Origin of the sequence: Streptomyces sp. NPDC102437 (genome assembly GCF_044765565.1) — a bacterium.
Lineage (GTDB): Bacteria > Actinomycetota > Actinomycetes > Streptomycetales > Streptomycetaceae > Streptomyces.
In genome coordinates, this window is sequence record NZ_JBIWKI010000011.1 from 188437 (window position 1) to 215286 (window position 26850).

19 protein-coding genes are annotated in these 26850 nt (G+C 71.0%); 11 read left to right on the forward strand and 8 right to left on the reverse strand.

Annotation, left to right across the window (positions count from 1 at the left end; all coding sequences use genetic code 11):
* Window positions 1-73: 73 nt before the first annotated feature.
* Entirely contained in the window at window positions 74-1300 is a 1227-nt protein-coding gene (locus tag ACIRJP_RS16705) for an acyl-CoA dehydrogenase family protein (RefSeq protein ID WP_358943387.1), read from the reverse strand.
* A 174-nt stretch (window positions 1301-1474) separates the two neighbouring features.
* Between ACIRJP_RS16705 and ACIRJP_RS16710 the strand changes: the two genes are divergently transcribed.
* Complete coding sequence (locus ACIRJP_RS16710) at window positions 1475-2125, forward strand: TetR family transcriptional regulator (protein WP_404173869.1); 651 nt, start codon at window positions 1475-1477, stop codon at window positions 2123-2125.
* Window positions 2126-2166: 41 nt separating this feature from the next.
* Here ACIRJP_RS16710 and def read toward each other — a convergent pair whose 3' ends face one another.
* Window positions 2167-2730: a peptide deformylase gene (def, locus tag ACIRJP_RS16715; RefSeq protein WP_404173872.1), complete on the reverse strand. Its 564-nt coding sequence runs from the start codon at window positions 2728-2730 to the stop codon at window positions 2167-2169.
* A 114-nt stretch (window positions 2731-2844) separates the two neighbouring features.
* Between def and ACIRJP_RS16720 the strand changes: the two genes are divergently transcribed.
* From ACIRJP_RS16720 to ACIRJP_RS16740, 5 genes are all read left to right on the forward strand, one after another.
* Complete coding sequence (locus tag ACIRJP_RS16720; RefSeq protein WP_404173876.1) at window positions 2845-4083, forward strand: MurT ligase domain-containing protein; 1239 nt, start codon at window positions 2845-2847, stop codon at window positions 4081-4083.
* Window positions 4084-4117: 34 nt separating this feature from the next.
* A complete protein-coding gene (locus ACIRJP_RS16725; RefSeq protein WP_351253798.1) occupies window positions 4118-4843 on the forward strand; it encodes a glutamine amidotransferase in 726 nt (241 codons plus the stop codon).
* Between the two features lie 143 nt (window positions 4844-4986).
* On the forward strand, window positions 4987-6015 hold the full coding sequence (locus tag ACIRJP_RS16730; RefSeq protein WP_404173879.1) for a 6-phosphofructokinase: 1029 nt from the start codon (window positions 4987-4989) through the stop codon (window positions 6013-6015).
* Window positions 6016-6126: 111 nt separating this feature from the next.
* Window positions 6127-7077, forward strand: a complete 951-nt coding sequence (locus tag ACIRJP_RS16735; protein WP_404173882.1) for a cytochrome c oxidase assembly protein — start codon at window positions 6127-6129, stop codon at window positions 7075-7077.
* A 66-nt stretch (window positions 7078-7143) separates the two neighbouring features.
* Entirely contained in the window at window positions 7144-7302 is a 159-nt protein-coding gene (locus ACIRJP_RS16740) for a hypothetical protein (RefSeq protein WP_404173885.1), read from the forward strand.
* 59 nt (window positions 7303-7361) lie between these two features.
* On the opposite strand, the gene ACIRJP_RS16745 is transcribed toward ACIRJP_RS16740, so the two are convergent.
* Window positions 7362-8915 carry an alkaline phosphatase D family protein gene (locus tag ACIRJP_RS16745; protein ID WP_404173888.1) on the reverse strand — a complete coding sequence of 518 codons (1554 nt, stop codon included), beginning with the start codon at window positions 8913-8915 and terminating at the stop codon, window positions 7362-7364.
* A gap of 360 nt (window positions 8916-9275) precedes the next feature.
* On the opposite strand from ACIRJP_RS16745, the gene ACIRJP_RS16750 reads away from it, so the two are divergent.
* Genes ACIRJP_RS16750 through ACIRJP_RS16770 form a run of 5 tightly spaced genes read left to right on the forward strand, consistent with a single transcriptional unit; the run spans window position 9276 to window position 19415 of the window.
* Window positions 9276-12197 carry a family 78 glycoside hydrolase catalytic domain gene (locus ACIRJP_RS16750; protein WP_404173891.1) on the forward strand — a complete coding sequence of 974 codons (2922 nt, stop codon included), beginning with the start codon at window positions 9276-9278 and terminating at the stop codon, window positions 12195-12197.
* Complete coding sequence (locus tag ACIRJP_RS16755) at window positions 12194-13501, forward strand: extracellular solute-binding protein (protein WP_404173895.1); 1308 nt, start codon at window positions 12194-12196, stop codon at window positions 13499-13501. Before ACIRJP_RS16750 ends, ACIRJP_RS16755 begins: the two co-directional genes overlap by 4 nt.
* Entirely contained in the window at window positions 13498-14460 is a 963-nt protein-coding gene (locus ACIRJP_RS16760; protein WP_404173897.1) for a carbohydrate ABC transporter permease, read from the forward strand. Before ACIRJP_RS16755 ends, ACIRJP_RS16760 begins: the two co-directional genes overlap by 4 nt.
* Entirely contained in the window at window positions 14457-15332 is an 876-nt protein-coding gene (locus ACIRJP_RS16765) for a carbohydrate ABC transporter permease (RefSeq protein ID WP_404173900.1), read from the forward strand. The genes ACIRJP_RS16760 and ACIRJP_RS16765 overlap by 4 nt, the downstream gene beginning before the upstream one ends.
* Window positions 15333-15341: 9 nt before the next feature.
* Window positions 15342-19415, forward strand: coding sequence for a hypothetical protein (locus ACIRJP_RS16770; protein WP_404173903.1), 4074 nt, complete (start codon window positions 15342-15344; stop codon window positions 19413-19415).
* Between the two features lie 7 nt (window positions 19416-19422).
* Here the strand turns inward: ACIRJP_RS16770 and ACIRJP_RS16775 are convergent, their stop codons facing one another.
* Genes ACIRJP_RS16775 through ACIRJP_RS16795 form a run of 5 tightly spaced genes read right to left on the reverse strand, consistent with a single transcriptional unit; the run spans window position 19423 to window position 26776 of the window.
* Window positions 19423-21627 carry an MGH1-like glycoside hydrolase domain-containing protein gene (locus ACIRJP_RS16775; protein ID WP_404173906.1) on the reverse strand — a complete coding sequence of 735 codons (2205 nt, stop codon included), beginning with the start codon at window positions 21625-21627 and terminating at the stop codon, window positions 19423-19425.
* Window positions 21624-23657, reverse strand: a complete 2034-nt coding sequence (locus tag ACIRJP_RS16780) for a beta-galactosidase (protein ID WP_404173909.1) — start codon at window positions 23655-23657, stop codon at window positions 21624-21626. Before ACIRJP_RS16780 ends, ACIRJP_RS16775 begins: the two co-directional genes overlap by 4 nt.
* Entirely contained in the window at window positions 23654-24511 is an 858-nt protein-coding gene (locus ACIRJP_RS16785) for a carbohydrate ABC transporter permease (protein ID WP_404173912.1), read from the reverse strand. The genes ACIRJP_RS16780 and ACIRJP_RS16785 overlap by 4 nt, the downstream gene beginning before the upstream one ends.
* On the reverse strand, window positions 24508-25434 hold the full coding sequence (locus ACIRJP_RS16790; protein ID WP_404173915.1) for a carbohydrate ABC transporter permease: 927 nt from the start codon (window positions 25432-25434) through the stop codon (window positions 24508-24510). The genes ACIRJP_RS16785 and ACIRJP_RS16790 overlap by 4 nt, the downstream gene beginning before the upstream one ends.
* Before the next feature lie 4 nt (window positions 25435-25438).
* Complete coding sequence (locus tag ACIRJP_RS16795) at window positions 25439-26776, reverse strand: ABC transporter substrate-binding protein (RefSeq protein ID WP_404173918.1); 1338 nt, start codon at window positions 26774-26776, stop codon at window positions 25439-25441.
* Window positions 26777-26850: the final 74 nt, after the last annotated feature.

A 26850-nucleotide genomic window follows, 5' to 3' on the forward strand; every position in this document is an offset into this window, starting at 1 on the left:
GCGGAGCTCCAGGGCCTCTCGTTTGGATCACGCCGGGCTCGCGCGCCCCGGTGCCTGATCCGAACGGGTGTCCCTAGCGGATCGGCATGCCCGAGAGGGTGCGGGCGATCACCAGGCGCTGGATCTCGCTGGTGCCCTCGAAGATGGTGTAGATCGCCGCGTCCCGGTGCATCCGCTCCACCGGGTACTCACGGGTGAAGCCGTTGCCGCCGAGGATCTGGACGGCCTGGGCGGTGACCTTCTTCGCGGTCTCGCTCGCGTATAGCTTGGACATCGAGCCCTCGGCCGAGGTGAACGGCTTGCCGGTGGTCGCCATCCACGAGGCGCGCCACACCAGCAGCCGGGCCGCGTCGATCTGCGTACGCATGTCGGCGAGCTGGAAGGCGATGCCCTGGTTGTCGATGATGGGCCGGCCGAACTGGGTGCGGGTCTTCGCGTAATCCAGCGCCACCTCGTACGCGGCACGGGCGGTGCCGACCGCCATGGCGCCGACGGCGGGGCGGGACGCCTCGAAGGTGGCCATCGCCGCGTTCTTCACCCGCTCACCGCCGGAGGCGGCGCGCTCGCGGGCCCGTGCCAGGCGCTGGTCGAGCTTCTCCTTGCCGCCGAGCAGGCAGTGGCCGGGAATCCGGACGTCCTCCAGGACGACCTCGGCGGTGTGCGAGGCGCGGATGCCGTGCTTCTTGAACTTCTGGCCCTGGGAGAGGCCGGGGGTGTCCGGCGGCACGATGAACGAGGCGTGCCCCTTGGAGCCCAGCTCCGGGTCGACCACGGCGACGACGACGTGGACGTTGGCGATGCCGCCGTTGGTCGCCCAGGTCTTGGTGCCGTTCAGCACCCACTCGTCCTTGGCCTGGTCGTACACCGCGCGGGTGCGCATCGAGGCGACGTCGGAACCGGCGTCCGGTTCGGAGGAGCAGAAGGCCGCGACCTTGACGTCGTCGGCGTCGCCGTACATCTGCGGGATCCAGGTGCCGATCTGCTCCTCGGTGCCGTTGGCGAGGACGCCCACGGCCGCCAGGCCCGTACCGACGATGGACAGCGCGATGCCCGCGTCCCCCCAGAAGAGCTCCTCCATGGCCATGGGGATGCCGAGGCCCGTAGGGTCGAAGAACTGCTGGGCGTAGAAGTCGAGGGAGTAGATGCCTACCTTGGCCGCCTCCTGGATGACGGGCCAGGGCGTTTCCTCCCGCTCGTCCCACTCGGAGGCCGCCGGACGGATCACATCCGCTGCGAAGCCGTGAAGCCAGTCGCGGACCTGCTTCTGGTCATCGTTGAGTTCGAGCGTGAACTCGGACATGTTCCCCTCCACGTACTGCTGTGAAAAACCACTCGTTACTTGCGGTAACCGCAGTCTGTTACCGGCAAGTAGCCTCTGTCAACCGTCGGGGTTCGGATCCGCGCCGCGTTGGGCAGGGTGTTACGTTGCGCAGGCAGGACGCAATATGCACGGCCAGGGGCGGGGAGAGGCGACATGGAGAGCACACGACAGGCAGAGCGACAGCGGACAGCGGCCGAGAGCCGCCGCCGCGAGCTGCTCGAAGCCGCCGACCGCGTGGTGCTCAGGGACGGGCCCGGGGCCTCGATGAACGCCATCGCAGCGGAGGCCGGGATCACCAAGCCCATCCTCTACCGGCACTTCGGCGACAAGGGCGGCCTCTACCGCGCCCTCGCCAAACGGCACACCGACGCCCTGCTGATCGCCCTGCGCGCCGCGCTCGACGCCCCCGCCGAGCGCCGCCGGCGCGTCGAGTCGACGCTCGACACCTATCTCGCGGCCATCGAGGCCCGCCCGCAGGTCTACCGCTTCCTGATGCACCCGTCCGACGACGCGGCGCCCTCGACGGAGCAGGGCTTCGACGTCGGACGGCACTCGGCACCGCTGCTGCGCCGGCTCGGCGAGGAACTCGCCCTGGTGATCGCCGAGCGGGTGGACCTCGGCCCGGACAGCCAGGCCATGGCCCGCATCTGGGGCCACGGCATCGTCGGCATGATGCACGCGGCGGGCGACTGGTGGCTGGGCGAACGCCCCTGCTCCCGCGAGCAGTTGGTGAGCAGCCTGGCCGATCTGCTGTGGGGCCGGCTGGCCGCCGTGGGCGACCGGCCGGGCGGCCCCGGATTCTGAGCGGCCGTCGGGCGGTCTTTGGTCGGAACCTCCCGACAGCCTCAGACCCCGGACGTGGCCCGACCGGTGCGCGCCCAGGGCGCCCGGCCGGCCGCCCGCAGCGCCCTCCTGCGGCGCAACCCGGTCAACCGGTCCGTGTAGACCTTGCCTTCGAGATGGTCGCACTCGTGCTGCAGGCAGCGCGCGAAGAACCCGGTGCCGGTGACCCGGACCGGCTCGCCGTCGGCCGTGAAGCCCTCGACCACGGCCCGGTCGAACCGCGGGGTGCCCGCTTCGAGGCCGGGCAGCGAGAGGCAGCCCTCCGGGCCACGTACGGTGATGCCGTCGGCCTCGACGAGCCTGGGGTTGACGAGGTGCCCGAGGTGACGGATGTCGTCGTCGTCCGGGCAGTCGTAGACGAACACCCGCAGGGGGACGCCGATCTGGTTGGCCGCGAGGCCGACGCCCTCGGCCGCGTACATGGTGGCGTACATGTCCTCGACCAGCCGGGCGAGCGTGGGACCGAAGTCCGTGACGGGTTCACAGCTCCCGTGCAGCACCGGATCGCCGAGCAGGCTCATGGCACGGATCAGTCCGGAACTGCCGGGGATCGGGCGGTTTCGCATGGCCGCAATCGTACGTTCCACGTGACCTCCACCTTCCCGGCGGTGCCAGGGTGCGGCCGTCGCGCCGGACATCGATAGGCTGGGCGTGGACCGATGCAAGGAGGATCTAGGACGATGGCAGGCAACACGGAGCCGCTGTCGCCACGGGCCAAGCTGGCCGTGACGGCGGGCAAGGCCGCGGCGGCGGTGTCACGCGCCGCTGGGCGCGGCAGCGGATCGGTGATCGGCGGCCGGGTGGCGCTCAAGCTCGACCCCGACCTGCTGGGGCGGCTGGCGCAGCACCTGGACGTGATCCTCGTGTCGGCGACGAACGGCAAGACGACGACCACCCGGCTGATCGCCGAGGCGCTGCGGGCCGCGGGCCCGGTGGTGTCGAACGCGCTCGGCGCCAACATGCCGGCGGGCATCACCTCCGCGCTGGCAGGCGGCTCGGACGCGCGGTACGGCGTGATCGAGGTGGACGAGAAGTACCTCGCCGGGGTCGCACGCGACACGACGCCCAAGGTGATCGCACTGCTCAACCTCTCCCGCGACCAGCTGGACCGCGCGGCGGAGACCCGGATGCTGGCGGAGAAGTGGCGTGAGGGGCTGTCCGGTTCGAAGGCCGTGATCATCGCGAACGCCGACGACCCGCTGATCGTCTGGGCGGCCTCCTCCTCCCCGAATGTGGTGTGGGTCGCGGCGGGGCAGGCGTGGAAGGACGACGCCTGGTCCTGCCCGTCCTGCGGCGGTGTGATGCAGCGCCCCGGCGACGACTGGTTCTGCGGCGAGTGCGGATTCCGCCGGCCCGCTCCCAGCTGGGTCCTGCACGGCGACTACGTCCTGGACCCGCACGGTTCGGCGTGGCCGATCCACCTCCAGCTGCCCGGCCGCGCCAACAAGGCCAACGCCACCAGCTCCGCCGCCGTGGCCGCCGTCTTCGGTGTGCCGCCGCAGGTCGCGCTGGAGCGCATGTACCAGGTGCAGGCCGTCGCGGGCCGCTACGACGTGGTGTCCTTCCTCAGCCGTGAGCTGCGGCTGCTGCTGGCGAAGAACCCGGCGGGCTGGCTGGAGACGTTCTCCCTGATCGACCCGCCGCCCACGCCGGTGATCCTCTCCGTCAACGCCCGCGGCGCGGACGGCACGGACACCTCCTGGCTGTGGGACGTGGACTACACCCAGCTCGCCGGTCACCCGATCTTCGTGCTCGGCGACCGCAAGCTGGACCTGGCGGTCCGGCTCGAAGTGGCCGGTCTCGACTTCCGGGTCTGCGAGAACCTCGACGAGGCCGTGCAACAGGCCCCACCCGGCCGTATCGAGGTCATCGCCAACTACACCGCCTTCCAGGATCTGCGCCGTCGTGTCGGCAACTGACCCCGGCCCCGGCCACCTCCGGAGAGGACGAAGCATGAGCAACGGTCTGCGTCTGGTCTGGGTCTACCCCGACCTCCTCAGCACCTACGGCGACCAGGGCAACGCGCTGGTGGTGGAGCGCCGGGCCCGGCAGCGCGGTCTCGACGTGCAGCGCGTCGACGTGCGCAGCGACCAGCCGGTCCCGACGTCCGGCGACATCTATCTGATCGGCGGCGGCGAGGACCGGCCGCAGCGGCTCGCGGCGGAGCGGCTGCGCCGCGACGGCGGGCTCAGCCGGGCCGCGTCGAACGGCGCGATCATCTTCTCGGTCTGCGCCGGTTACCAGATCCTCGGCCACGAGTTCATCAACGACCTCGGTGAGCGCGAGCCCGGTCTGGGACTGCTCGACGTGGTCTCCACGCGCGGCGAGGGTGCCCGGTGTGTCGGTGACGTACTGGCCGACATCGACCCGAACCTCGGCCTGCCGCCGCTGACCGGGTTCGAGAACCACCAGGGCGTCACGCATCTCGGCCCGACGGCGCGGCCGTTCGCCCGGGTGCAGCTCGGCCGGGGCAACGGCACCGGCGACGGCACCGAGGGCGCGTACAACGACACCGTCTTCGGTACGTACATGCACGGCCCCGTCATGGCGCGCAACCCGCTGATCGCGGACCTGCTGCTGAAGCTGGCCCTCGATGTGAACGCCCTGCCGCCGACGGACGACCGGTGGTACGAGGCGCTGCGCGCGGAGCGCATCGCGTCGGCGACACAGCCCGCCTGATGAGGCGGTTTTCGCTCGTCTGAGCGGAGTCCAGCAGGCGGACGCCCGGTTCGGTCCCGCCACCCTGCGCCGGTAGGGTGGCGGGGATCCAACCGGACGACGTGGTCCGGTCGTCGGCCCACGTTGCAAAGGTTTCCCGGGCAATGCGAATTGGTGTTCTCACCTCCGGCGGCGACTGCCCCGGCCTCAATGCCGTCATCCGTTCCGTCGTTCATCGCGCGGTGGTGGACCACGGCGACGAGGTCATCGGCTTCCACGACGGCTGGAAGGGCCTCCTGGAGGGCGACTACCGCAAGCTCGACCTCGACGCGGTCGGCGGCATCCTCGCCCGGGGCGGCACGATCCTCGGCTCCTCCCGGGTCCAGCCCGCCCATCTGCGCGGGGGTGTGGCGCAGGCGAGGGGCCATGTCTCCGACCTCGGTCTCGACGCGATCATCCCGATCGGCGGCGAGGGCACGCTGAAGGCGGCCAACCTGCTCTCCGAGGCGGGGCTGCCGATCGTCGGCGTACCGAAGACCATCGACAACGACATCGCCTCCACGGATGTGACCTTCGGCTTCGACACCGCCGTCGGTGTCGCGACCGAGGCGCTCGACCGGCTCAAGACGACCGCCGAATCGCACCAGCGGGTGCTGATCGTCGAGGTCATGGGCCGCCACACCGGCTGGATCGCCCTGCACTCGGGCATGGCGGCCGGCGCGCACGCCATCGTCGTGCCGGAGCGCCCCTTCGACATCGACGAGCTGACCGAGGTGGTCGGCCGGCGTTTCTCGGCCGGCAAGAAGTTCGCGATCGTCGTCGTCGCCGAGGGCGCCAAGCCCCGCGAGGGCACGTCGATGGAGATCGAGCAGGGCACCAAGGACATCTACGGGCACGAGCGGTTCGCCGGCATGGCCACGCAGCTCTCCGGCGAGCTGGAGCGGCGCCTGGGCAAGGAGGCCCGCCCGGTGATCCTCGGCCATGTGCAGCGCGGTGGCACGCCGACCGCGTACGACCGGGTGCTCGCCACCCGCTTCGGCTGGCACGCGGTGGAGGCGGCGCACCGCGGCGAATTCGGCATGCTGACGGCGCTGCGCGGCACGGACATCGTGATGGTTCCGCTGAGCGAGGCCGTGGAGACGCTGAAGACGGTCCCGGCCGAGCGGTACGCCGAGGCGGAGTGCGTGCTCTGAGCGACACCTCGTTCTTCGGACTGCCCCCGGCCGCAGCTGCGGCCGGGGGCAGTTCTACTCTGGTCGGGACAACCGGCACGAAACGGGGATGCCCCCAGCAGGAGTGAACAGATGGATCACAGCGGGCACGGCATGAACATGGATCTGCCGCCGTTCACGCTGGGACGTGGACTCCAATTCTCCGCGGACCCGTTCTTCCTCATCGGCTGCGTACTCGGCATCGGCCTGTACGCATACGCCGTGCTGCGGCTGCGCAGACGCGGGGACGACTGGCCGGTCGGCCGGATCGTGTTCTTCGTCGTCGGCGTGCTGAGCATCGCCCTGGTGATGTGCACCAGGCTCAACGACTACGGCATGGTCATGTTCAGCGTGCACATGGTGCAGCACATGGTGATCAGCATGCTGTCGCCGATCCTGCTGCTCCTGGGCGCTCCGGTGACGTTGGCGCTGCGTGCGCTGCCGGTCGCGGGCCGTGGCCGCACGGGGCCGCGCGAGCTGCTGCTCAAGCTGCTTCACAGCAGGTACATGAAGATCATCACGCATCCGGCCTTCACGATCCCGCTCTTCATCGCCAGCCTGTACGGGCTGTACTTCACCCCGCTCTTCGACTTCCTGATGGGCTCGAAGACCGGTCACATCGCGATGATGGTGCACTTCCTCGCGGTCGGTCTGGTGTTCTTCTGGCCGATCATGGGCGTCGACCCGGGGCCGCACCGCCCCGGCTATGTGATGCGGATGCTGGAGCTGTTCGCCGGGATGCCGTTCCACGCGTTCTTCGGTATCGCGCTGATGATGGCGACCACCCCGATGGTGGGGACGTACCAGCATCCGCCGGCCTCGCTGGGCATCGACGCGCTGAGCGATCAGGGCTGGGCGGGCGGTATCGCCTGGGCCTTCAGTGAGATCCCCTCGGTGCTGGTGCTGATCGCACTGGTCTTCCAGTGGTACCGCTCCGAGCAGCGGACGGCGAAGCGCTCGGACCGCCGGGCCGACCGGGACGGTGACCAGGAGCTGCAGGCGTACAACGCCTATCTCGCCTCATTGCAGGCACGCGGGCAGTAGCGGTGGGCATGCCTCAGGGGTGACGATGGCATCCACGGCCGCACGGCCGATGAGGAGGGTGCGGGCATGTCCGGATCCACGAAGGCCATGGGAGTGCTCACGCTGACCGCCCTGGTCGTGGTCACCGCCTACACGGTGGCCCTGGGGAGCAGCGGCTGGCTCTGGTTCGGTTGGGTGGTGCTCGGCCTGGTCACCCTGGGGATGGCGGCGACGCGCGAGTCCTGACCCCGGGGAGCCGCGCGGGCGGCGCCCCGTTCCCGGGGCACCGCTCGGTGGGTGTTTCCTCAGGCCTCCTGGAGCCCTGGATGACCGGCCTCGGTCACGTAGGAGGTCCGGGTCGAGATGGGTGCGCCGGGGGTGGTGACGTACGGCAGCACCTTGAAGTCGGCGCGGCAGCTGTCCCGGGTCAGTGAGCAGTGCACGTATCCACGCTGGAAGTTCGTGAACTTTATGTGCTCGTTGGCCGCGAGCAGCCTGGCGCCGGAGGGGTCCAGGTCCATTCCGTCCTTGGTGGTGGAGATGGACGAACCGACGAATTCGACACCGAGCGTCGGTGATTCCGGATCGTCGAAGTTCTGCTTGAGATCGGCGGCGAGGTGGCGGTGCATGTCGCCGGTGAGGACGACCGGGTTGCTCACACTGCGGTCGGTGAGCTCCTTGAACAGCCGTTGGCGGGCGTCCACGTAACCGTCCCAGAAGTCCATCACGAATGCCTGGCCGGGGCCGGGATCGGTGTCGACCTGGGTCACGGGTATCTGCTGGGAGATCATGTTCCACGTCGCGTCGGAGCGTCCGAGGCCGTTGAAGAGCCACTGTTCCTGCTCGGGACCGAGGATGGTGCGGCCCGGGGTCAGCCGTTCGTCGCAGCCGCTCCTGGTGCCGTCGCCGCAGGGCTGGTCGTCGCGGAAGAGCCGGGTGTCGAGGATGTGGAAGGTGGCCATCCGCCCGTAGCGCAGACGGCGGTACATGCGTGCCTCGAAGCCGTTCGGCTTGTTCGGCAGCCGCAGCGGGAGGTGCTCGTAGTAGGCCTGGAAGGCTGCCGCCGCGCGCTCGCGGAAGACCGCCGGGTCCTGGTCGGGCTCGGTGTCGGCCTTGGACTTGTCGCGCGCCCAGTTGTCCTCGACCTCGTGGTCGTCCCAGACGAGAGCGAACGGGTGGGCCTGGTGGGCGGCGATGAGGTCGGGGTCGAAGCGGTGGAGGGCGTGGCGGTTGCGGTACTGGACGAGGTTCATCGGCTCGGGCCGCAGCTCGGCGGCCACGGGGACGTTGCGCACGCCCCCCATGGCGTCGATGGCGTTCTCGTAGACGTAGTCGCCGAGGTGCAGGACCAGGTCGACGTCCTCCTCGGCGAGGTGCCGGTAGGCGGTGTAGAAGCCCTCGAACCACGCCTGGCAGGAGACGAAGGCGAAGTCGAGCTCCCTGGGCCGGCTGTTGGGCGGGGGCGCGGTGCGGGTCCGTCCGACCGGGCTGTGCACGCGGCCGGCGCGGAAGCGGTAGTAGTAGTGCCGGTCCGGCTGGAGTCCGGAGACCTCCACGTGGACGGAGTGGGCGAGCTCGGGCACCGCCCGGGTCCGTCCCCGGCGTACGACGGACCGGAAGCGGTCGTCGCGGGCGACCTCCCACTGCACGTCGACGGCGTACGGCGGCATGCCGCCGCTGCCGTCGGGAGCGAGGGGATGGGGGGCGAGGCGGGTCCACAGGACGACCCCGTCCGGCCACGGATCGCCGGACGCGACGCCCAGGGTGAACGGGTCCTCGTGGAAGGGTGTGTCACCCCAGGCCCGGCCGGCCGACACGCCGGACGCGGCCAGGGCCATGCCGACCGTTCCGCCGAGCATCGCCCGTCTTCCTAACCCTCCGGTACCACTTGACGCTCTGTTCATTTTCATGAAACTCGTCCCTTCGTCGGGCGGGATTCCGTCCGGTACGAGATGGGATCGGCGCGTGATTTCACGCCCGTCCATGTGGTAATCACAGGGTGAATATCACAGAGGGAACACACGCCACAAGACCACCTACGAGTGGTCATATTGCCGTTCACAGGCGGTTAGTTGAGGGAACATCAGCCCTTCACCGACGCGACTGCTCCCAGGTCGGCAACACCCTTGACACCCCTGAAGGCGGCTCATAGTCTCCACGCCACAGAAATAACGTTAGATTTCACATCGGGAAATTCGGTGCGACGGAAGGACGTGTTCGTGTCCGGTTCCCCGGCAACGGGTGTCCCCGCCGGCCGCCCCTCCGGAGGGCCGGTCACCGGCCCTCCGGAGGCCCGGAGGCTGCGTCCCTACGCCCTGCGGTGCGAACACCGCACCACCCCGCTCGGGATCGACGAACCCGCGCCCCGGCTCTCCTGGCGGCTGGCCTCCGACATTCGTGGCGACGACCCGGTGGCCTACCGGGTCCGCGTCACCGAGCACGCCGGAGATCCGGACGATCCGGACGGGGGCGGCCGACTCCTCTGGGACACCGGCCGGGTGGCCGATCCCGGGGCCACGGCCGTCGACTACGCCGGTCCGGCTCTGCCGGGCCGTACACGCTTCCACTGGTGGGTCTCGGTGTGGCCGGCCGGGTCAAACACGCCCGCCGAGGACGGCTCGTGGTTCGAGACCGGCTTCACCCGGACCGACTGGCGGGCCTCGTGGATCACCCACGACCCGCGCCCGGTCGAGGTCATGGATGCGCCTACCGAGGGCGAGTTCGCCCTCGACGACCATGGGCTCGCCGCGTGCCCGGTGCTGCGCCGGGCCTTCACCGCGTCGGCCGGTACCCGGGCCAGGCTGTACGTCAGCGCGCGCGGCCTGTACGAGGTCCGGCTCAACGGCGAACGGGTCGGTGACGCCGAACTCGCGCCCGGCTGGACCGACTACCACCACCGCGTGCAGTACCAGACGTACGACGTGACCGCGTCGCTGCGGGACGGCGAGAACGTCCTCTCGGCCACCCTCGCCGACGGCTGGTGGAGCGGATTCGTCGGCTTCGAGCCGCGCCGGGCAGGGGCCCACTACGGCTCGTACCCCCAATTCCTGGCCGAACTCCACCTGACCGGGGCGGGCGGCCGGGGCTCCGTGCTGGTCACCGACGACACCTGGCGCACCGCCACCGGGGTGATCCGTCACGCGGATCTGCTGATGGGCGAGTGCCATGACCTCCGGCGCTCCGCCGATGGCTGGGAACTGCCCGGCTTCGACGACTCCGGCTGGTCCCCCGCCCAGGTCACCGACGCCGATCACCGCCTGCTGGTGGCCTCCGCCGACGAGCCCGTGAGGGCGATGACCGAACTGCGCCCGCGCTCGGTCGACCGCGTCTCCCCCGGCACCCACGTCGTCGACTTCGGCCAGAACCTCGCCGGACGTGTACGGCTGAGGGTGCGCCGGCTCGCGGCCGGGGCCCGGGTGGTGATCCGGCACGCCGAGGTCCTGGACGGCGCGGGGCGGCTCTACACAGCCAATCTGCGCACCGCCGCAGCGACCGATGTGCTCGTCGGGGACGGGCGCGAACAGATCGTGTTCGAGCCGCGCTTCACGTATCACGGGTTCCGGTACGCGGAGGTCAGCGGCGTGCCCGAGCTGGCCGAGGCCGATGTCGTCGCCGTGGCGCTGCACAGCGACACCCCGTGGGCCGGGGAGTTCGACTGCTCGGACGCCGAGCTGAGACGGCTCCACGACTGTGTGGCCTGGGGGCAGCGTTCGAACTTCGTGAGCGTGCCCACGGACTGTCCGCAGCGCGACGAGCGGCTCGGCTGGCTCGCGGACGCGCAGGTATTCCTGCCCACCGCCGCGCTCAACGCGGATGTCGCCGCGTTCTTCACCAAGTGGCTGCGCGATGTCGACGACGCCCGCACCCCCGACGGCGGGTTCACCAATGTCGCTCCGCGACTCGTGGGCGTCGCGGACGAGGGGGCGCCCGGCTGGGCCGATGCGGGGGTGATCGTCCCGTGGCACCTCTACCGCGTCTACGACGACCCGCGGTTCCTCTCCCGGGCCCTGGAAGGCATGTGCGCCTGGGTCGACCTGATCCATCGCCACAATCCCGGTCTGATCTGGCGCGACCGGGTGGGCCCGCACTTCTCCGACTGGCTCGCCCCGGGCACCCCCACCCCGCGCGACGTGATCGCCACCGCGTACTTCGCGCAGAGCGCCCGGCTCACCGCTCAGGCCGCCGAGGTGCTCGGGCAGAAGGACACCGGTGAGCGCTACCACCGGCTGGCGGACGACATCCGCCGTACGTTCACCGAGCGGTTCGTGACCGCCGAGGGCGACGCGGGCGGCCTGTCCGTACGCGTCGCCGGTGACACCCAGACCGGGTATCTCGTCGCGCTCGCCTTCGATCTGCTGCCCGCCGGGCTCGCCGAGGCGGCCGCCCGCCGTCTCGCCGAACTCATCGAGTCGGCCGGACCCGCCCTGCTGACGGGATTCCTCGGGGTGGCGCTCGCCGCGCCCGTCCTGGGCGACCACGGACGGGCCGACCTCGCCCATGCGCTCCTGCTCCGCGACGAGGTGCCTTCCTGGCGGTTCCCACTGCGGCACGGCGCCACCACGATCTGGGAACGCTGGGACGGCTGGACCCCGGACACGGGCTTCCGGGCACCGTCGATGAACTCCTTCAACCATTACGCGCTCGGCTCGATCGGCGAATGGCTCTACCGCGGTGTCGCCGGCCTGGACCAGGCGCCGGACTCCACGGGCTACCGGCACCTGCGGATCCGGCCACGCCCCGGCGGCCTGCGCCACGCGAGCGCCCACCACGAGTCCGTGCGCGGCACCGTGAGGGTGGCCTGGGAGCGGCAGGGCGACCGGATCTCCCTGCGTGTCCAGGTGCCGCCCGGCGCCACCGCCGATGTGCACGTGCCCACCACGGACCCCGGCTCGGTCCGCGAATCGGGCCTGGTGCCGGGCGCCGACGACCGCCACATCACGCTGATCGCGACCGCTTCCGACCACGTGGTCCACCGTGTGTCCTCGGGCGCCTACCGCTTCACCGCGGCCCATCCCCCGGCGGACTGCCACGCGGGGCCGCCCGGGGCGGAACTGCCGCTGTCGCTCACCCCGAGCCGACGCACATCAGGACCGGCGACGAAACCTTCGTTCGCCCGTTCGTACGAGGAGGGCACACCATGACGACGGGTTCTCACTCCCGGCCGGGCCGAAGCACGGTCGGCCGCCGGGGATTTCTCCGGATCGGCGGCGGGGTCGCGGCGCTCGCCGCCCTGCCACCCGTTCTGACCGCCTGCTCGGACTCCGGCGGCGGCGCCGGCAAGCTGCGCGTCGTCGGCGTCGCCGACCAGCAGAAGCCGATACAGGAACTCGTCGGCCTCTACCGCAAGTCCCATCCCGACGACACGTTCGCCACCTCCTTCGCACCCACGGACCAGGTGCAGACGGTGCTGCGCACCCAACTCGCGGGGGGCAACGCCCCGGATGTGCACGTGCTCTACCCGGGCAGTGGCAGCGCCATGTCCATGGTCGAGCTGGCCAAGGCGGGACTGCTCGCCGACCTCAGCGACCAGGCATGGACCAAGGAGGTTCCGGCGAACTTCCACCCTGCTTACCAGCGGGAAGGAAAAACGTATCTCTACTCGGCGGGCAGCAGCGCCATCGGCGCCATCTACAACAAGAAGGCCTTCGCCAAGGCCGGAGTGGAACCGCCCCGGACGTGGAGCGAACTCCTGGACGTCTGCGCCAAGTTGAAGGCCAAGAGCATCATCCCGATCGCACTCGGCGCACAGACGGCCTGGGTCACCCAGCTGATCACGTACGCGCTGGTCCCCAACGCCGTCTATGCGAAGAACCCCGGGTTCGACGCCGAAATGGCCGCCGGCAAGGCGCACTTCCGCGGCTCCGGGTGGGCCGACGCCATGGGCAAGTACCAGGAACTCCAGCGCCGGGGCTTCTTCAACGAGAACCCCAACGGAACGACGTACGAGCAGCAGACCTCGATGGTCGCCGGTGGCAAGGCCGCCATGGCCGTCCAGGTCTCCGCCGTACTCGCCAACTTCCGCCAGGCCGCCCGGACCCCGGAGGACCTCGGCATGTTCCCCTTCCCCGGTGGTGACGACCCCGCGAAACTGTGGATCCCGGCGGGCATCGTCGTCGGGCTCGGCGTCTCGGCGCGGTCCAGGAAGTCGGCCGCGGCGAAGGCGTTCATCGAATTCCTCGGAAAGCAGGAGAACGTCGACCGCTGGGCACAGTCCGTGGCCGCGATCCCGTTCAAGCGCAATGCCTCGACGAAGATCGACCCGGTCCTCTCCGACTTCCTGCCCGTCATCGACGACAACCGGGCGGTCCCCTTCATGGACCAGAGCTGGCCCAACGCCGAGGTACAGCCCGCCCACTTCGCCGCCGTGCAGAATCTGCTCGCCGGGAAGACGGACGTCGACGGGGCCCTGGGACAGATGGACGAGGCCTACGGGAAGAAATCGTGACGAGCACCCCCCAGAAGACTGTCCCCGGCGTGGTCACCGCAGCCGGGGACGTTCCACGAACGGGTCACGGCCGGCCCGCCCGGCGCCGCGACCACACCGTCCCGCCCTGGCTCTTCGTCGTCCCGGCCCTCGTCGTCTACGCCGTCGTCGTGCTCTACCCGAGCCTCGCCGGAGTGATGTACGCCTTCACCGACTGGTCGGGCATCGGCGGCTTCACCTTCACCGGCGTGGACAATTTCCGCGCCCTGCTCGACGACAGCCGCGCCCTGGAGTCCGTCACCAACACCCTGCTCCTGACCATCGCCGTGGTCGTCGTCCAGAACGGCATCGGCCTGCTGCTGGCGCTCGGTGTCCACGCCAACATCAAGTCCCGCGCGGTGCTGCGGCTCATCTTCTTCGCACCGGCCGTGGTCAGCCCCGTCATGGTCGCGATCCTGTGGAAGTACGTCTACAACCCGGAGAACGGCGCCGGGCTCAACGGACTGCTCGGCGCCGTCGGACTCGGCGGGCTGCGTCAGGACTGGCTCGGCGATCCCTCGCTCGCCCTGTGGTCCGTCGCGGCGATGGTCGTGTGGCAGTACGCGGGCTACTCGATGGTCGTCTTCCTGGCCGGGCTCCAGGGCGTGCCCGCCGAACTCCACGAGGCCGCGAGGATCGACGGGGCGGGTTCCTGGCAGCGCTTCCGCTATGTCACCTGGCCGCTGCTGGCCCCGGCGCTGACGATCAACCTGATGCTGTCGACCATCGGCGGTCTCAAACTCTTCGACCAGGTCTACGCCGCCACCAACGGCGGTCCCGGCACCTCCAGCGAGACCCTGTCGACCGTCCTGTACAAGGAGGCGTTCGTCTACGGGAAGTTCGGCTACAGCACCGCCGTGGCCCTGGTCCTCGCGCTGTTCGTCGCTGCGGTCTCCCTGGTCCAGCTCCGTTATCTGCGTGCGAGGGAGGTCACCGCGTGAGCGTCGCAACGGCCCGCGGACCGGCGAACCGGAAGGCCGGCCGCGGGAGCCGCAGACCGCGGTACGGGCAGTACGCCCTCGAACTGGTCATGATCGCCGTCGCCGTCGTCTTCCTGTTCCCGGTGTACGCCCTGATCACCCTGGCGATGAAGGACCCCCGGCAGATCTCCGAGTCGCCCCTCTCGCTGCCCTCGCCGCCCACCTTCGGCAACTTCGGCGACGCCTGGTCCTCCGCGTCGCTGGGGCCCGCACTGCTCAACAGCACGGTCATCACCGTCGTCAGTCTGCTGCTCCTGATCGTCGTCGGTTCCACCGGTGCCTACTACCTCGCGCGGTGCGCCCGCGGCCTCGGCTACGGGCTGTACATCCTGTTCCTGCTGGGTATCGTGCTGCCGTTCCAGCTCGGCATGATCCCGCTGTACAAGCTCGTCGACGACCTCGGCTGGCTCGGCACGTACCAGGGCATGGTGCTCTTCTACACCGGTATCCAACTGCCGTTCACCGTCTTCCTGTACACCGGATTCATCCGCGCCCTGCCGCAGGACTACGCCCAGGCCGCGCTGATCGACGGCTGCAACCACCGGCAGGCGTTCACCCGGATCGTCTTCCCGCTGCTGCGCCCCATCACCGGCACCGTGATCATCCTGAACGCGGTATTCATCTGGAACGACTTCTTCACACCGCTGCTCTACCTGGGCGGCTCCGACAAGGAGACCGTGCCGGTGGGCATCTTCGCGTTCGTCGGCCAGTACGTTTCGGACTACGGGCTCGTCTTCGCCGGACTGGTGCTCGCCGCACTGCCGATCCTGATCGTCTTCGTGGTCCTCCAACGCTATGTGATCAAGGGCTTCGCGGGCGGCCTCAAGGGCTGAGGACCTCTCATGGCACATCCGGGTGATCCGCTCCTTCCGCCGAGCGTCGCGGCGGTACTCGCCGGGCCCCCGCGCGCCTTCTCGCCCGTCGCGATCTGGTGGTGGAGCGGGGAGCGGCTCGACCGGACGCGGCTGCGGGCGCAGCTGGAGCGCTTCACGGAGGGCGGGGTGCACAATCTGGTGCTCCTCAACCTGGCGCCGTCGGGGCCACTGTTCGGCTCCGACGCCGACGACCCGCCGTTCCTCTCCGACGCGTGGTGGGCGCTGCTCGACGGGGTGTGCGACGACGCCCGTGAGCTGAGCGTCCGGCTCTGGTTCTACGACCAGCTCGGCTTCTCCGGCGCCGATCTGCAGGCATGCCTCGTCGACGAGCGGCCGGCGTACGCCGGTCGCCGGCTCGGCCGGGTGCGGGCCGTGGTCGAGTCCTCGGCGGAGCGCGCCGGCGAGCTGCGGTGTCCGCCCCGGGGCCGGCCGCTCGCGGGCCGTGCCGAACCGCTCGACGCCGACGGCCGGAGCACCGGCCCGGCCCTCGCGGTGACGGTGGCCGACGGAGCCGTACGGGCGCCGGGCACCGGCCGCTGGCGGCTGACGCTCCATCACCACGAGGCGCTAGGCTTCGACTACCTGGGCGCCGAGGCGTGCGCGGCGCTGCTGGACCGGGTGCACGGGGAGTTCGAGCGCCGGCTCGGTGACCGGCTCGGGTCCGTCGTGGCCGGCTCGTTCCAGGACGAACTGCCGTCCCTGCCCACCTGGTCCGCCGGTTTCGCCGAAGCCTTTCTACGGCTTCGCGGGTACGACATCACCGAGCGGCTGGACGCCCTGTACGAAGACTGCGCGGACCGGGACGCCCACCGGGTCCGGCGCGACTACCACCTGACCCGTGCCGAACTGGCCGAGGAGGCGTTCTTCCGGCCTCTGGCCGGCTGGCACGAGCGGCACGGGCTGCTCATCGGCTGCGACCAGCAGGACCCGGCCCGCGCCGGACACCCGGTCGCGGGCGTGGAGCTGTACGCCGACTACGCGCGGACCCACCGCTGGTTCTCGGCGCCCGGCTCCGACCATCACGGGGACGCCCGCGTCCACTCCTCGCTCGCCCACCTCTACGGCCGGCCCCGCACCTGGGTCGAGGCCTTCCACTCGACCGGCTGGGGCGGCACCCTGGAGGAGACCTTCGACTGGCTGCTCCCCTGGCTCCGTGCCGGTGCCACGCTGTACAACCCTCATGCCGTCTACTACACGACCAAGGGCGGCTGGTGGGAGTGGGCGCCGCCCGCGACCGACTGGCGCCAGCCCTACTGGCGCCACCACCGCGTCTTCGCCGACGCCGTGACCCGGCTCTGCGCGGTCCTGGGCCTCGGTCACCATCTGTGCGACGTCGCGGTCCTGCTGCCCACCACCACCGCCCAGGCGGGCACCGCCCTGGACGGCGTCGGTGAGGCGGCGTCCCGCGCCCAGTCGGCGTTTCTCGAACTCGTCGGGGACATGGCCTGGTTCCGCACCCGGCCGGGCTTCCTGGACCGGCTCGGTCTCGACGCCGACGTCATCGACGACGCCTCGGTGGCACAGGCCCGCGTCTCGCGGCTCGACGACGGCGTACGGCTGCGGGTCGCGGACGAGGCGTACTCGACGATCGTGCTTCCCTCGTGCACCGTCCTCGAACGGGAGACGGCCGAGCGGCTCGTCGAATTCGTCTGCGCCGGCGGTCGGTTGATCGCGTGGGGCGAGCTCCCCGAGCAGCTCGTGGGCTCCGGGCCGTCCACTGCGGCGGACGGGCTGCGGGCGTGCTTCGCGGACGGCCGGGCCGTGCACGTACCCCGGACGGACGACCCGGCCGGTTCGCTCGGCGCCGCTCTCGGCGGGGTGCGGCCCGTGGTCCGCGCGCCGGTGCCCGCGCTCGCTCGGCGGGTCGACGGTGCCACGGTGGTCTTCCTGACCGCGGCCGCCCCACGCGCGACCCGTGCGCAAGTCGCCGCCCCCGACGAGCGGGGCGCCGCCCTGGGCTGGCTGGACGTCCGTTACGACTTCGACCCCGGCCGCTACGCGCGGCGCGCCCTGGTCCGGGTTCGGGACGTGGCGGGCCCGGCCGTTCTGGTGGACCCGTTCGGCGGCGCTTCCCGGCGGCTGCCGGTGCGGCCCGTCGCCGACGAGCCCCGAACCGTCGAGGTCGACGTCCCGTTCGACACGGGCCCCGCGGCCGTGCTGGTCTTCCCGGCCGCACAGGGCCGGGAGCCGGCCGGGCCCGCGGTTTCCGGCGCCCGGCCGTCCACCGCCACCAGCGTCGAGATCCCCCCGGACGCGGAGTGGGACATGGTCCTCGTGCCCACGCTCGACAACACCTGGGGCGATTTCGCCCGCCCGGCGACCGGTCCGCCCGCCGGCCCGGCCGTCACCGAGTGCCGTACTTTTCGGCACCGGGCGGAGGCGGCCGGTGAGGACGGCGTCCGGGACGGCTGGGCATCGGCGCCTCCCGGCTCCGGGCCGCCGCCGGCCACGGTCCGCGCGACGTTCGGACCGCGCGCGCTGGTGCTCCGCGAGGGGCCCGGCCGGGACCGCCCGTCGGTACTCGAATGGTCCGAGACCCTGGGCGTGCACAAGGACCCGGTGCATCGTGCGGTCCTGGGGCCGAAGGGGCATGTGCCGGAGGAGTTCGCGCACATCGGCCGTGCGGCCGCCGGAGAGGTGGTGCGGCTGAGCACGGCGATGCACCTGGGCGAGGACTTCGACGGGCACCTCGCGATCGGGGCCGCGGCGGTGAAGCGGGTCCGGCTCGACGGTGTTCGCGTGGCGCTCGACGACGGGGGGCATCTCGCGATGGGCCCGGTACGGACCACGGCCGGAGTCCACCTCCTCGAACTGGAACTGACACCCGATCAGAACTGCGACCTGCGGGCACACCTGGCACTTGTGCGCTACCCCGGGCGCTACCGGCGTCCGGAGTGGATCCACGCGCCCGGGACCATGCGCACGACGCTGCGACTGACCGCGCTCCCCGCCCGCGCCGTCGTCCAGGTCGCGTCCAAAGTGCCCTGCGCACTGCGGGTGAACGGCCGGCTCATGGGCAGACAGGGCGGCTTCGACCCGTACGCCGAGCACGCCGTGCCACGCGTACGGCGGCACGATGTGGTGGCGGCGCTGCGGGTCGGCGACAACCGCATCACGGTCGAGGCGTCCGGCGACGGCGAGCGCGCGGTCCTGGTGGACGCACTCTTCGGCGGTGCGGACGGTGCGGACGGCGAGTCCGTCGCGACGCTGCACAGCGACGCCCGCTGGTGGACCGAGGGGCCACGGGGCCGCGAGCCGGTCCGGGTGCGCCGCGAGCCGGTGGGCGACCCCGCCGCACTGTGTCTGCGCCGCCGCCCGCATCCGCTGCCGGGTGCCTCCTGGCTGGACCCGGAGGCCGACGACGGCACGGTGGTTCCGGTCCGGTTCGCGATTCCGGGGCGCCGGGGCGGCGTGGAGTGGCTGTGGTGCGAACTCCCTCCCGGAACCTCCCGGTTGACAGCTCAGGTGTACGGCGAGGTCACCGTCCACGTGGACGGCGCCGAGTGCCCGGCCGCCTTGAGCGACACGGATGCCCGGGGGGTGCGCACCGTGACGGCCCATCTGCCGCCCGGTGACCGTGGCGGGCCGAGGACAGCGGCGCTGCGGGTCCGGACCCGCCCGGGGTACGAGGGCGGCGCCGCGCTGGCCGGTCCGGTGCGCTGCGTGGTCGGCCCCGGGCGGATCCGGCTCGGCGACTGGGAGGGCCAGGGGCTCGCCGAGTACAGCGGCGGGGTGCGGTACGGCCGTGCGGTGGCCGTGCCGGCCGGGGCCGTCGCGGGACGGGTGTCGCTCGACCTCGGACGGGTCCGGGGAACGGCGGAGGTACGGGTCGGTGGCGCCGGGGCGGGGGTGCGGGTGTGTTCCCCGTACGTGTTCGACCTGACGGGTCTGGTCGTGCCGGGGGCCAACGCCCTGGAGATCACCGTGTTCGGGACGTTGGCGCCCCGCCTGGACTCGACGAGCCCGACCCACTTCGTCTTTCCCGGTCAGCGCGTCAGCGGCCTGCTGGGGCCGGTACGGCTGCGCACCGAGCGGGGGTGACGGGGGCCTACTCCTCTCCCGTCAGTATCGGCAGCAGCAGCGCCGCCGACCAGCTGAAGTCGGGCGAGTTGAGGGGTGCCCCGGTGGTGGGGTCGTAGTTCTCCATGACCGGTCCGTCGCCCATGAGGCCCGAGGCGTGGGCGAGGAGCCGGTCCGTCAGGGCGTCCGCCTCCTTGCCGTAGCCGTAGCGGCGCAGGCCGCCGAGGGCGAAGTAGGCCTGGTCGAACCAGACGGGGCCGCGCCAGTACGCGGTCGGCGAGAAGTAGGGCGAGCTCTTCGACACGGTCGGGAAGGGCACGGTGGTGGCGAACTCCGCCGGGTCCGTCAGCTTGTCCCGCACGGCGCGGGCCTGTGCGGCGGACGCCGTGCCGGTCCACAGCGGGAGGGCGCCCTCGATGCCGCGGCCGCGCGCCGTGAGCGGTGCGCCGGTGCCGATCGCGGTGTCGTGGAACCAGCCGTCCGAGGGGTCGTACATCGTCGTGCGGACGGCGGCGGCGGTGGCGGCGGAGCGCTGCTTCCAGTGCCCGGCGTCGGCGCTGCGGCCGATCGCTCCCGCGATGCGGGCCAAGTAGGCCTGATCGGCTGCGAGATAGGAGTTCAGGTCGACGGATTCCTGGTCCATGGAATAGCCGAGGAGCGTTCCGTCGGCGGCCCTGTTGGCGACGGTGCCGGTGCCGAGGCCGGCGTCGAAGCGGGGCGCGTTGTCCATGCCGCTCTCCCAGGCCGCGGCGAGCCGCCGTTGCTCGGGGGAATCGTTGGCCGGGTCGACGGTGGCGCCGTACTCGGCAAGCCCGTCACGGTCGTGGTCCCGGTTGCGGTACCACCAGTCCTGGTACGCGACGAGCTTCGGGTACATCTCGCGCAGGAACGCCCGGTCCCCCGACCTCGCGTACACCTCCCACACGGCCCAGGCGGCCAGCGGGGGCTTGGAGTTGCGCTCGTTCCAGTTGCCGCCGCCGCGTTCGGGGTCGTTGTAGAAGATGACGTCGGGGATCATCCCGGCGTCCTGGGGGCGGGTCGCGGAGTCGGGGCGGATCTGCCAGTCGAACATGGAGCGGATCTGCGACTGGGCCAGCTCGGGCGCGAAGCGTGCCGTGCCCACCGCCTGCTTCCAGGTGTCCCAGGCCCAGATGCCGCCGGTGAACCACTTGTAGGAGATCGACGGGGTGATGCCGTCGTGCTTGATCTGTCCCGCCGCGCCCCGCCAGTTGGTGACGAGGGTCTGGAGGGACTTCACGGCCGTGCGCCGACGGTCGGCCGGGACGCCCCGGGTCACCCCGGCGACATAGCCGCGCCAGCGCGCGTCCGACGCGGACACGACGGCGGCGGGGCGGGCCAGTACGTCGCTGACCCTCGCCTTCTCCTTCGTGCGCTCGGCGGCGGTGAAGGTGTAGGACTCGGTCCAGTCGAAGCTGTGCGAGCGGCCGGGCGCGAGAGTCACCGGCCGCGCCGCCTCGGTGCGGTACGTGTCGCCGTCCACGGTCGTGCGGACGCGGTCCTTGTGGGTGATCTCGAAGCGTTCCGTGCCGTCGGTGAGGTAGTCCCAGGTCGCGCGGACCTTCGCGAAGTCGACGCCGACGCCGGATCCGGTGGCGGTCAGCGACGGCGCGTCGCGCATCGGCTTGTCGGCGGGGCGCAGCAGGCTGCCCGTCCAGTCGGCGCCCAGTGTGCGGGTCGCGGGGCCGGTGTTGCGGACCTCGGCCCTGATCAGGGCGGTGCGCTCGGTGGCGAAGCGGAGTTCGAGGGTGAGCCGCAGGCCGCGCCCGAGGTCGTAGGACTGGAGAAGGCGGCCCGGGAGCGAGGTGGAGCGGGGTGCGCCGCCGCCGGCCAGGTCCAGAGCGCGGCCGTGTTCGGTGAGGCGGATGCGGCTGAAGGACTTGCTGAGCCACCAGGGGTATTCCTGGGCGATGTAGAGGGGTCCGGAGAAGCCGCCGTATGCGTCCTCGTCCCCGGCCTCCGGCAGGGCGTAGGCGTGCCAGGCGCCCCGGTCGGCGAAGACGGTGACCGGGTTGTTGCCCTCGTCGTCGCCGGGCTCGGCGGCGGTGGGGGTGCCGTGCAGATCGAGGACGTCGGCGTAGGCGGGCGGGGGTTTTGGGTGCCCGTGGGCGGCGGCCGTCTGCGGTACGGCGAGGGCGCCGCCGGCGAGCAGGAGCGCGGTCAGGGCGCCGACGGGGCGGTGTGCGGTCAGGTGTCGGTCTCTGCGGCGGGTCATTTCGCGGTCCCTTCGAGGGGGTCGGTGGCGATGCGCAGGACGGCGGCGCCGAGCGGGCCGAGGTCGATGTGGTCGCGGACGGCGGTGCCGGTGAGCAGGTCGGTGCCGCCGGCCCCGTGGCGGCCGGTCAGTGGCGTCCGGGTGTCGTGGTCGGTGTGGTTGAGGACGAAGAGGTACGTGCCCTGCGCGTCGGAGCGTACGGTCGCCTCGACGCCCTCGGGGACGTCAAGCACGGGGCGTACTCCCGCCGCCCGCAGCGCTTCGTCAAGCACGGCCTCGATGCCGACGACGAGGTGGGCACTGATGTACCAGGCGGTGCCGGTGCCGTGGCGGTGGCGGGTGACGGCGGGGCGGCCCGCCAGTTCGCCGGCCGCGTACGAGTCGACGGTCTCCGTGTCCGGGCCCTCGGGCTCGATCCACTCGCTCCACAGGCCGGCCCGTGCGCCGGAGGCGAGCGGCAGCTCCGTACCGTCGGGGATCGGCCAGAACTCGTCGACGGAGACGCCGAGTACGTCCCGCAGCGGTCCCGGTGCGCCGCCGTCGTGGATGTGGTCGTGGCCGTCGACGACGCCGCTGAAGGGCCCGCAGACGAGGTGGCCGCCGCCGTGCACGTAGGCGGTGATGCGGGCGGCGTTCTCGGGCCGCAGCAGGTGGAGGTTGGGGGCGAGGACGGCCCGGTAATCTTCCAGGTCCGCGTGCGGGGGCACGAAGTCGACGGAGACTGCGCGGGCGTGGAGCGCCGCGTACCAGGGGCGCAGCAGCTCGCGCCAGCGCATCCGGGCGGAGGGGTGGTCCTCGGCCTCCAGGGCCCACCAGGAGTCCCAGTCCAGGACGATCGCCACGTCGGCCGGGGTGGTGGTGCCGGTGATCTCGCCGAGCCGGGCGAGTTCGGCGCCGAAGCGGACGGTCTCGCGCCAGCCCCGGGAGGCTGTGCCGCGGTGCGGGAGCAGTGCGCTGTGGTATTTCTCCGCGCCGGCGCGGGAGGCGCGCCACTGGAAGTACATGATGCCGTCGGCGCCGCGGGCCAGTGCCTGGAGCGACCAGAGGCGTTGCAGTCCGGGCTTCTTGGGGACGTTGACCGGACGCCAGCTGACGGCGGACGGTGCCTGTTCGAGGAGCAGCCAGGGCCGGCCGCCCTTGAGGGAGCGCATGAGGTCGTAGTTGAGCGAGGCGTTGACGTGGGCGTGCGGGTCGGCGGGGTCCGGGTAGGCGTCGTCGGAGACGAGGTCCTCGTGCTCGGCCCACTTCCAGTAGTCGAGTGCCTTGAACATCGACATGAAGTTGGTGGTGGCCGGGATGGCCGGGCTGATTTCCCGCAGTGCCTCGCGTTCTGCGCGGTGGCATTCGAGGAGGGCGTCGGAACAGAAGCGGCGCCAGTCCAGGAGCTGTGTCGGATTGACCGGTCCGGGTGCGGTGCGCGGCGGTTCGATCTCCTCGTAGCTGCCGTAGCGCTGCGACCAGAACGCGGTGCCCCAGGCGTGGTTGAGAGCGTCGACGGTGCCGTAGCGGTCGGTGAGCCAGGCACGGAAGTGTTCGGCGGAGCGGACGCAGAAGCACTCGGTGACGTGGTCGCCGTACTCGTTGTGGATGTGCCACAGGGCGAGCGCCGGGTGGTGTGCGTAGCGTTCGGCGAGGGTGCGGGTGAGACGGAGCGCGGCGGCACGGTAATCGGGCGAAGAGGGGCAGTAGTGCTGGCGGGAGCCGAATTCCAGGCGTACGCCGTCGGCCGTGACCGGCAGGATCTCCGGATGGGTGCGGACCAGCCAGGCCGGCGGTGACGCGGTCGCGGTGGCCAGGTCGACGGCGATGCCGTGGGCGTGCAGCAGGTCCAGGAGGCGGTCGAACCAGTCGAAGTCCCAGGTGTCCGGGCCGGGTTGGAGCCTGACCCAGGAGAAGACTCCGACGGTCACCATGTTCACGCCGGCCTCGCGCATCAGCGCGGCGTCCTCGGCCCAGATCTCCTCGGGCCACTGCTCGGGGTTGTAGTCACCGCCGTAGAGGATGCCCGGGACACGGGTCGGGCGGATCATCCCTTCACCGCCCCGCCGAGCAGCCCCGCGACGAACTGCCGCTGGAACAGCAGGAAGAGGAGCATCAGCGGGAGCGTGGCGAGGAGCGAGCCGAGCATCAGGCCGGAGTAGTCGACGTGCGAGAGTCCGGTGAGGGTGTTGAGCGCGACGGGCACGGTGTACTTGTCCTCCGAGTTGAGCATGAGCAGGGGCCAGATGAAGCTGTTCCACTGCGCCATGAACGTGAAGATGACCAGGGCACCGAGTTGCGGGCGCACGCACGGCAGCACGACCTGGTAGAAGGTGCGCAGCTCGCCGGAGCCGTCGATGCGGGCGGATTCGAGGAGCTCGTCGGGGAAGTCGACGAAGCCCTGCCGCATCAGGAGGATGCCGAAGGAGTTCGCCAGGAACGGCAGGATCACCGCCTGGTACGAGTCGATCCAGCCGACGCTCGCCATCATCTGGAACAGCGGCACGAGCAGTACCTGGAACGGGATCATCATCGTGGCGAGCACGGCCCCGAGCAGCAGACCGCGGCCTCGGAAGCGGTACTTGGCCAGTCCGTAGCCGCACATGGCGGAGATCAGCGAGCTGAGCGCGGTGTGGAGGACGGCGATGCAGACACTGTTGAGCAGGACCCGGCCGAAGCCGATGGTGTCCTGGAGCCTCGCGAGGTTGTCGAGCAGCCGGCCGCCGGGCAGGAACGGTGGCGGCGAGTGGAACAGGTCGGAGGTGGAGTGCGTCGCGGCGATCGCCATCCAGAGGAACGGCACCAGACTGACGACGGCACCGGCCGCGAGCAGCAGCCGCCCGGCGTAGCGGCCCAGGCGCCGGACCGGGTGGACGCGCACGGGGGCCTGCTGGAGGGCGGTCACCGGCGGCGCTCCCTTCCGAAGGCGACGTACTGGAGGGCCGAGATCGCGGCGATGAGGGCCACGACCACCCAGGCGATGGCGGCGGCGTAGCCGAAGTCGAGCTGCTGGAAGCCGACCTTGTAGAGGTAGACGACGGGGGTGAGGGTCGCGTCGTCGGGGCCGCCGCGGGTGAGGACGTAGTTCTCGTCGAAGAGCTGGAGTGTTCCGATGGTGGAGGTGATCACGCAGAACAGGACGACGGGGCGCAGCTGCGGCAGGATCACCCGGGCGTACGTGGAGAAGGTGGTGGCGCCGTCGATGGCGGCGGCCTCGTACTGTTCCTTGCCGATGGACTGGAGTCCGGCGAGCAGGATGACGGCGTTGTAGCCGGTCCAGCGCCAGGTCAGGGAGGCGATCAGGGAGACGCGGGCCCAGGTGGGGCTGTTGAGCCAGTCGACCTGGCCGATGCCGACGGTGCCGAGGATCTGGTTGACGAGGCCGCCGTCGGTCTTGAGGAGGACCTGGAAGACGACGGCGTACGCGACGAGCGTGGTGACGGCGGGCAGGAAGCAGATCGCCCGCCAGGTGCCGCGGAAGCGCAGCCAGGACTGGTCGAGCAGGACGGCGAGGACGAGGGCCAGGCCGATCATGACGGGGACCTGCACGACGAGGATGACCCCGGTGTTGAACAGGGACTCCAGGAAGGCGGGGTCCTCGATCATCCGCCGGTACTGGTCGAGTCCGACCCAGTGGGTGGCGCCGGCGTCCTCGGTGGTGAAGCTCTGCAGGAGGCTCGCACCCAGCGGGTAGGCGAAGAAGAGCACGAAGAGGACGGCCGCCGGTCCGGCGAAGATCCAGGCGGTGGGACGTCGGCGTCTGCGGCGCGCCGTCGCCGGGGCACGGGTGGGGGCGACCGGCCGGTCGTAGGTGGTGTGGACGGCCATCGGGCTACTTCACCCTTTCGCGGCCGGTGGCCGTGGCGAGCTGCCGCGCGGCCGATTCGAGGGCGGTGCGCGGGTCCTTGCCGCGCAGCATCACACCGTTGACGGCGGAGACCACGATGTCGGTGGCTTTCGCGTCGTCCTTGTTGTTCTCGACCGGAGGGATGTTGCGGGCGAGCCGGGCGAACACGTCGAGGGCCGCCTGCCCGCCGAAGTACTCCTGCTTCTCACTCAGGTACGGGTCGTCGAGCGCGGGCAGATAGGCGGGGAAGAGGCCTTCGCGCTTGAGCATGGAGACCTGGTTGGCCTTGCCGGTGAGCAGGAACTCGATGAACGCCCAGGCGAGGCGGGGGTTCCTGCTCTGCGCGGGGACGCAGAGCGTGGAGCCGCCGACGTTGGAGGTGCGGATGCCGTCGGTGGTGAATCCCGGCAGCGGCACGACCCCGAACCTGCCCTTCAACTCCGGCATCTCGTCGGTGAGCGTGCCCGTCCACCAGGCGGCGGTGGGTGTGGTGGTGACCTTGCCCTCCTTGGTGCCGGTGACGAGTGCGTCCCAGCCCTTCTCGTAGTCGACGAGCCCCTCGTCCTGCAGGGTCTTCATCAGGGTGAGGGCCTGCACGGCCTCCGGGGTGTCGAGCGCGACCCGGCCGCCCTTGAAGTAGTACTGGCCCTGCTGCTGGAGCAGCATCGGCAGGATCCCGGCGTCCGTGGAGTCCATGATGAGCAGCTTGCGGCCGGTGGCCTTCTTGACGCGGACGCCCGCCGCCACGTAGTCGTCCCATGTCACCAGCGACGCCGGGTCCACTCCCGCGGCACGGAAGTGGTCCCTGCGGTAGAAGAGCGCACAGGGACCGATGTCCCAGGGCAGGGCGAGGACCGCGCTGTCCTTGCCGGTCACGGTGCGCCAGGCGGCGCGGTCGAAGTCGCCTCCGTAGCGGCCGCCGAGGCTGGTCAGGTCGTAGAAGCCGCTGGGGAAGTTACCGGTGAAGCGCGGCATGTGACTGCCCTCGACCGTGAGGACGTCGGCGAGACCCGAGCCGCCGCGCAGGCCCACGGTGATCTTGTCGTAGGCGTTCTCGTAGCCGATGTCGACGATGTCGACGGTGGTGCCGGGGTGACGCTCCTCGAAGGTGCGGGCGAGGCGCTTCATGGCCTTGGCAGCCACGTCCCACGACCAGACGTTGATCCTGCCGCTGACCCTGTCCCCTTCGTCGTCCTTCCTGCCGTCGATGTCCCGGGCCTCTCCGCCGCCCGCGCCGCCCATGGCACAGCCACTGACCAGGGACGATGCCGCGGTCGCGAAACCTGTGGCCAGAACAACCCGTCGGGTGGGTCCTGTTGACACTCTTGCCTCCTGGAGCCTGAATGCCTAATGCTGTATTCAGAACACTGAATGACGGAGGCTGCCGTCAAGAGGTG

What these genes read in the sequence shown, in the direction of transcription:
- ACIRJP_RS16725 (WP_351253798.1), top strand. Translation starts at nt 4,118, where the DNA reads ATGAGCAACGGTCTGCGTCTGGTCTGGGTCTACCCCGACCTCCTCAGC.
- ACIRJP_RS16775 (WP_404173906.1), bottom strand. Translation starts at nt 21,627, where the DNA reads ATGACCCGCCGCAGAGACCGACACCTGACCGCACACCGCCCCGTCGGC.
- ACIRJP_RS16780 (WP_404173909.1), bottom strand. Translation starts at nt 23,657, where the DNA reads ATGATCCGCCCGACCCGTGTCCCGGGCATCCTCTACGGCGGTGACTAC.
- ACIRJP_RS16740 (WP_404173885.1), top strand. Translation starts at nt 7,144, where the DNA reads ATGTCCGGATCCACGAAGGCCATGGGAGTGCTCACGCTGACCGCCCTG.
- def (WP_404173872.1), bottom strand. Translation starts at nt 2,730, where the DNA reads ATGCGAAACCGCCCGATCCCCGGCAGTTCCGGACTGATCCGTGCCATG.
- ACIRJP_RS16720 (WP_404173876.1), top strand. Translation starts at nt 2,845, where the DNA reads ATGGCAGGCAACACGGAGCCGCTGTCGCCACGGGCCAAGCTGGCCGTG.
- ACIRJP_RS16730 (WP_404173879.1), top strand. Translation starts at nt 4,987, where the DNA reads ATGCGAATTGGTGTTCTCACCTCCGGCGGCGACTGCCCCGGCCTCAAT.
- ACIRJP_RS16705 (WP_358943387.1), bottom strand. Translation starts at nt 1,300, where the DNA reads ATGTCCGAGTTCACGCTCGAACTCAACGATGACCAGAAGCAGGTCCGC.
- ACIRJP_RS16735 (WP_404173882.1), top strand. Translation starts at nt 6,127, where the DNA reads ATGGATCACAGCGGGCACGGCATGAACATGGATCTGCCGCCGTTCACG.
- ACIRJP_RS16710 (WP_404173869.1), top strand. Translation starts at nt 1,475, where the DNA reads ATGGAGAGCACACGACAGGCAGAGCGACAGCGGACAGCGGCCGAGAGC.
- ACIRJP_RS16755 (WP_404173895.1), top strand. Translation starts at nt 12,194, where the DNA reads ATGACGACGGGTTCTCACTCCCGGCCGGGCCGAAGCACGGTCGGCCGC.
- ACIRJP_RS16790 (WP_404173915.1), bottom strand. Translation starts at nt 25,434, where the DNA reads ATGGCCGTCCACACCACCTACGACCGGCCGGTCGCCCCCACCCGTGCC.
- ACIRJP_RS16745 (WP_404173888.1), bottom strand. Translation starts at nt 8,915, where the DNA reads ATGCTCGGCGGAACGGTCGGCATGGCCCTGGCCGCGTCCGGCGTGTCG.
- ACIRJP_RS16770 (WP_404173903.1), top strand. Translation starts at nt 15,342, where the DNA reads ATGGCACATCCGGGTGATCCGCTCCTTCCGCCGAGCGTCGCGGCGGTA.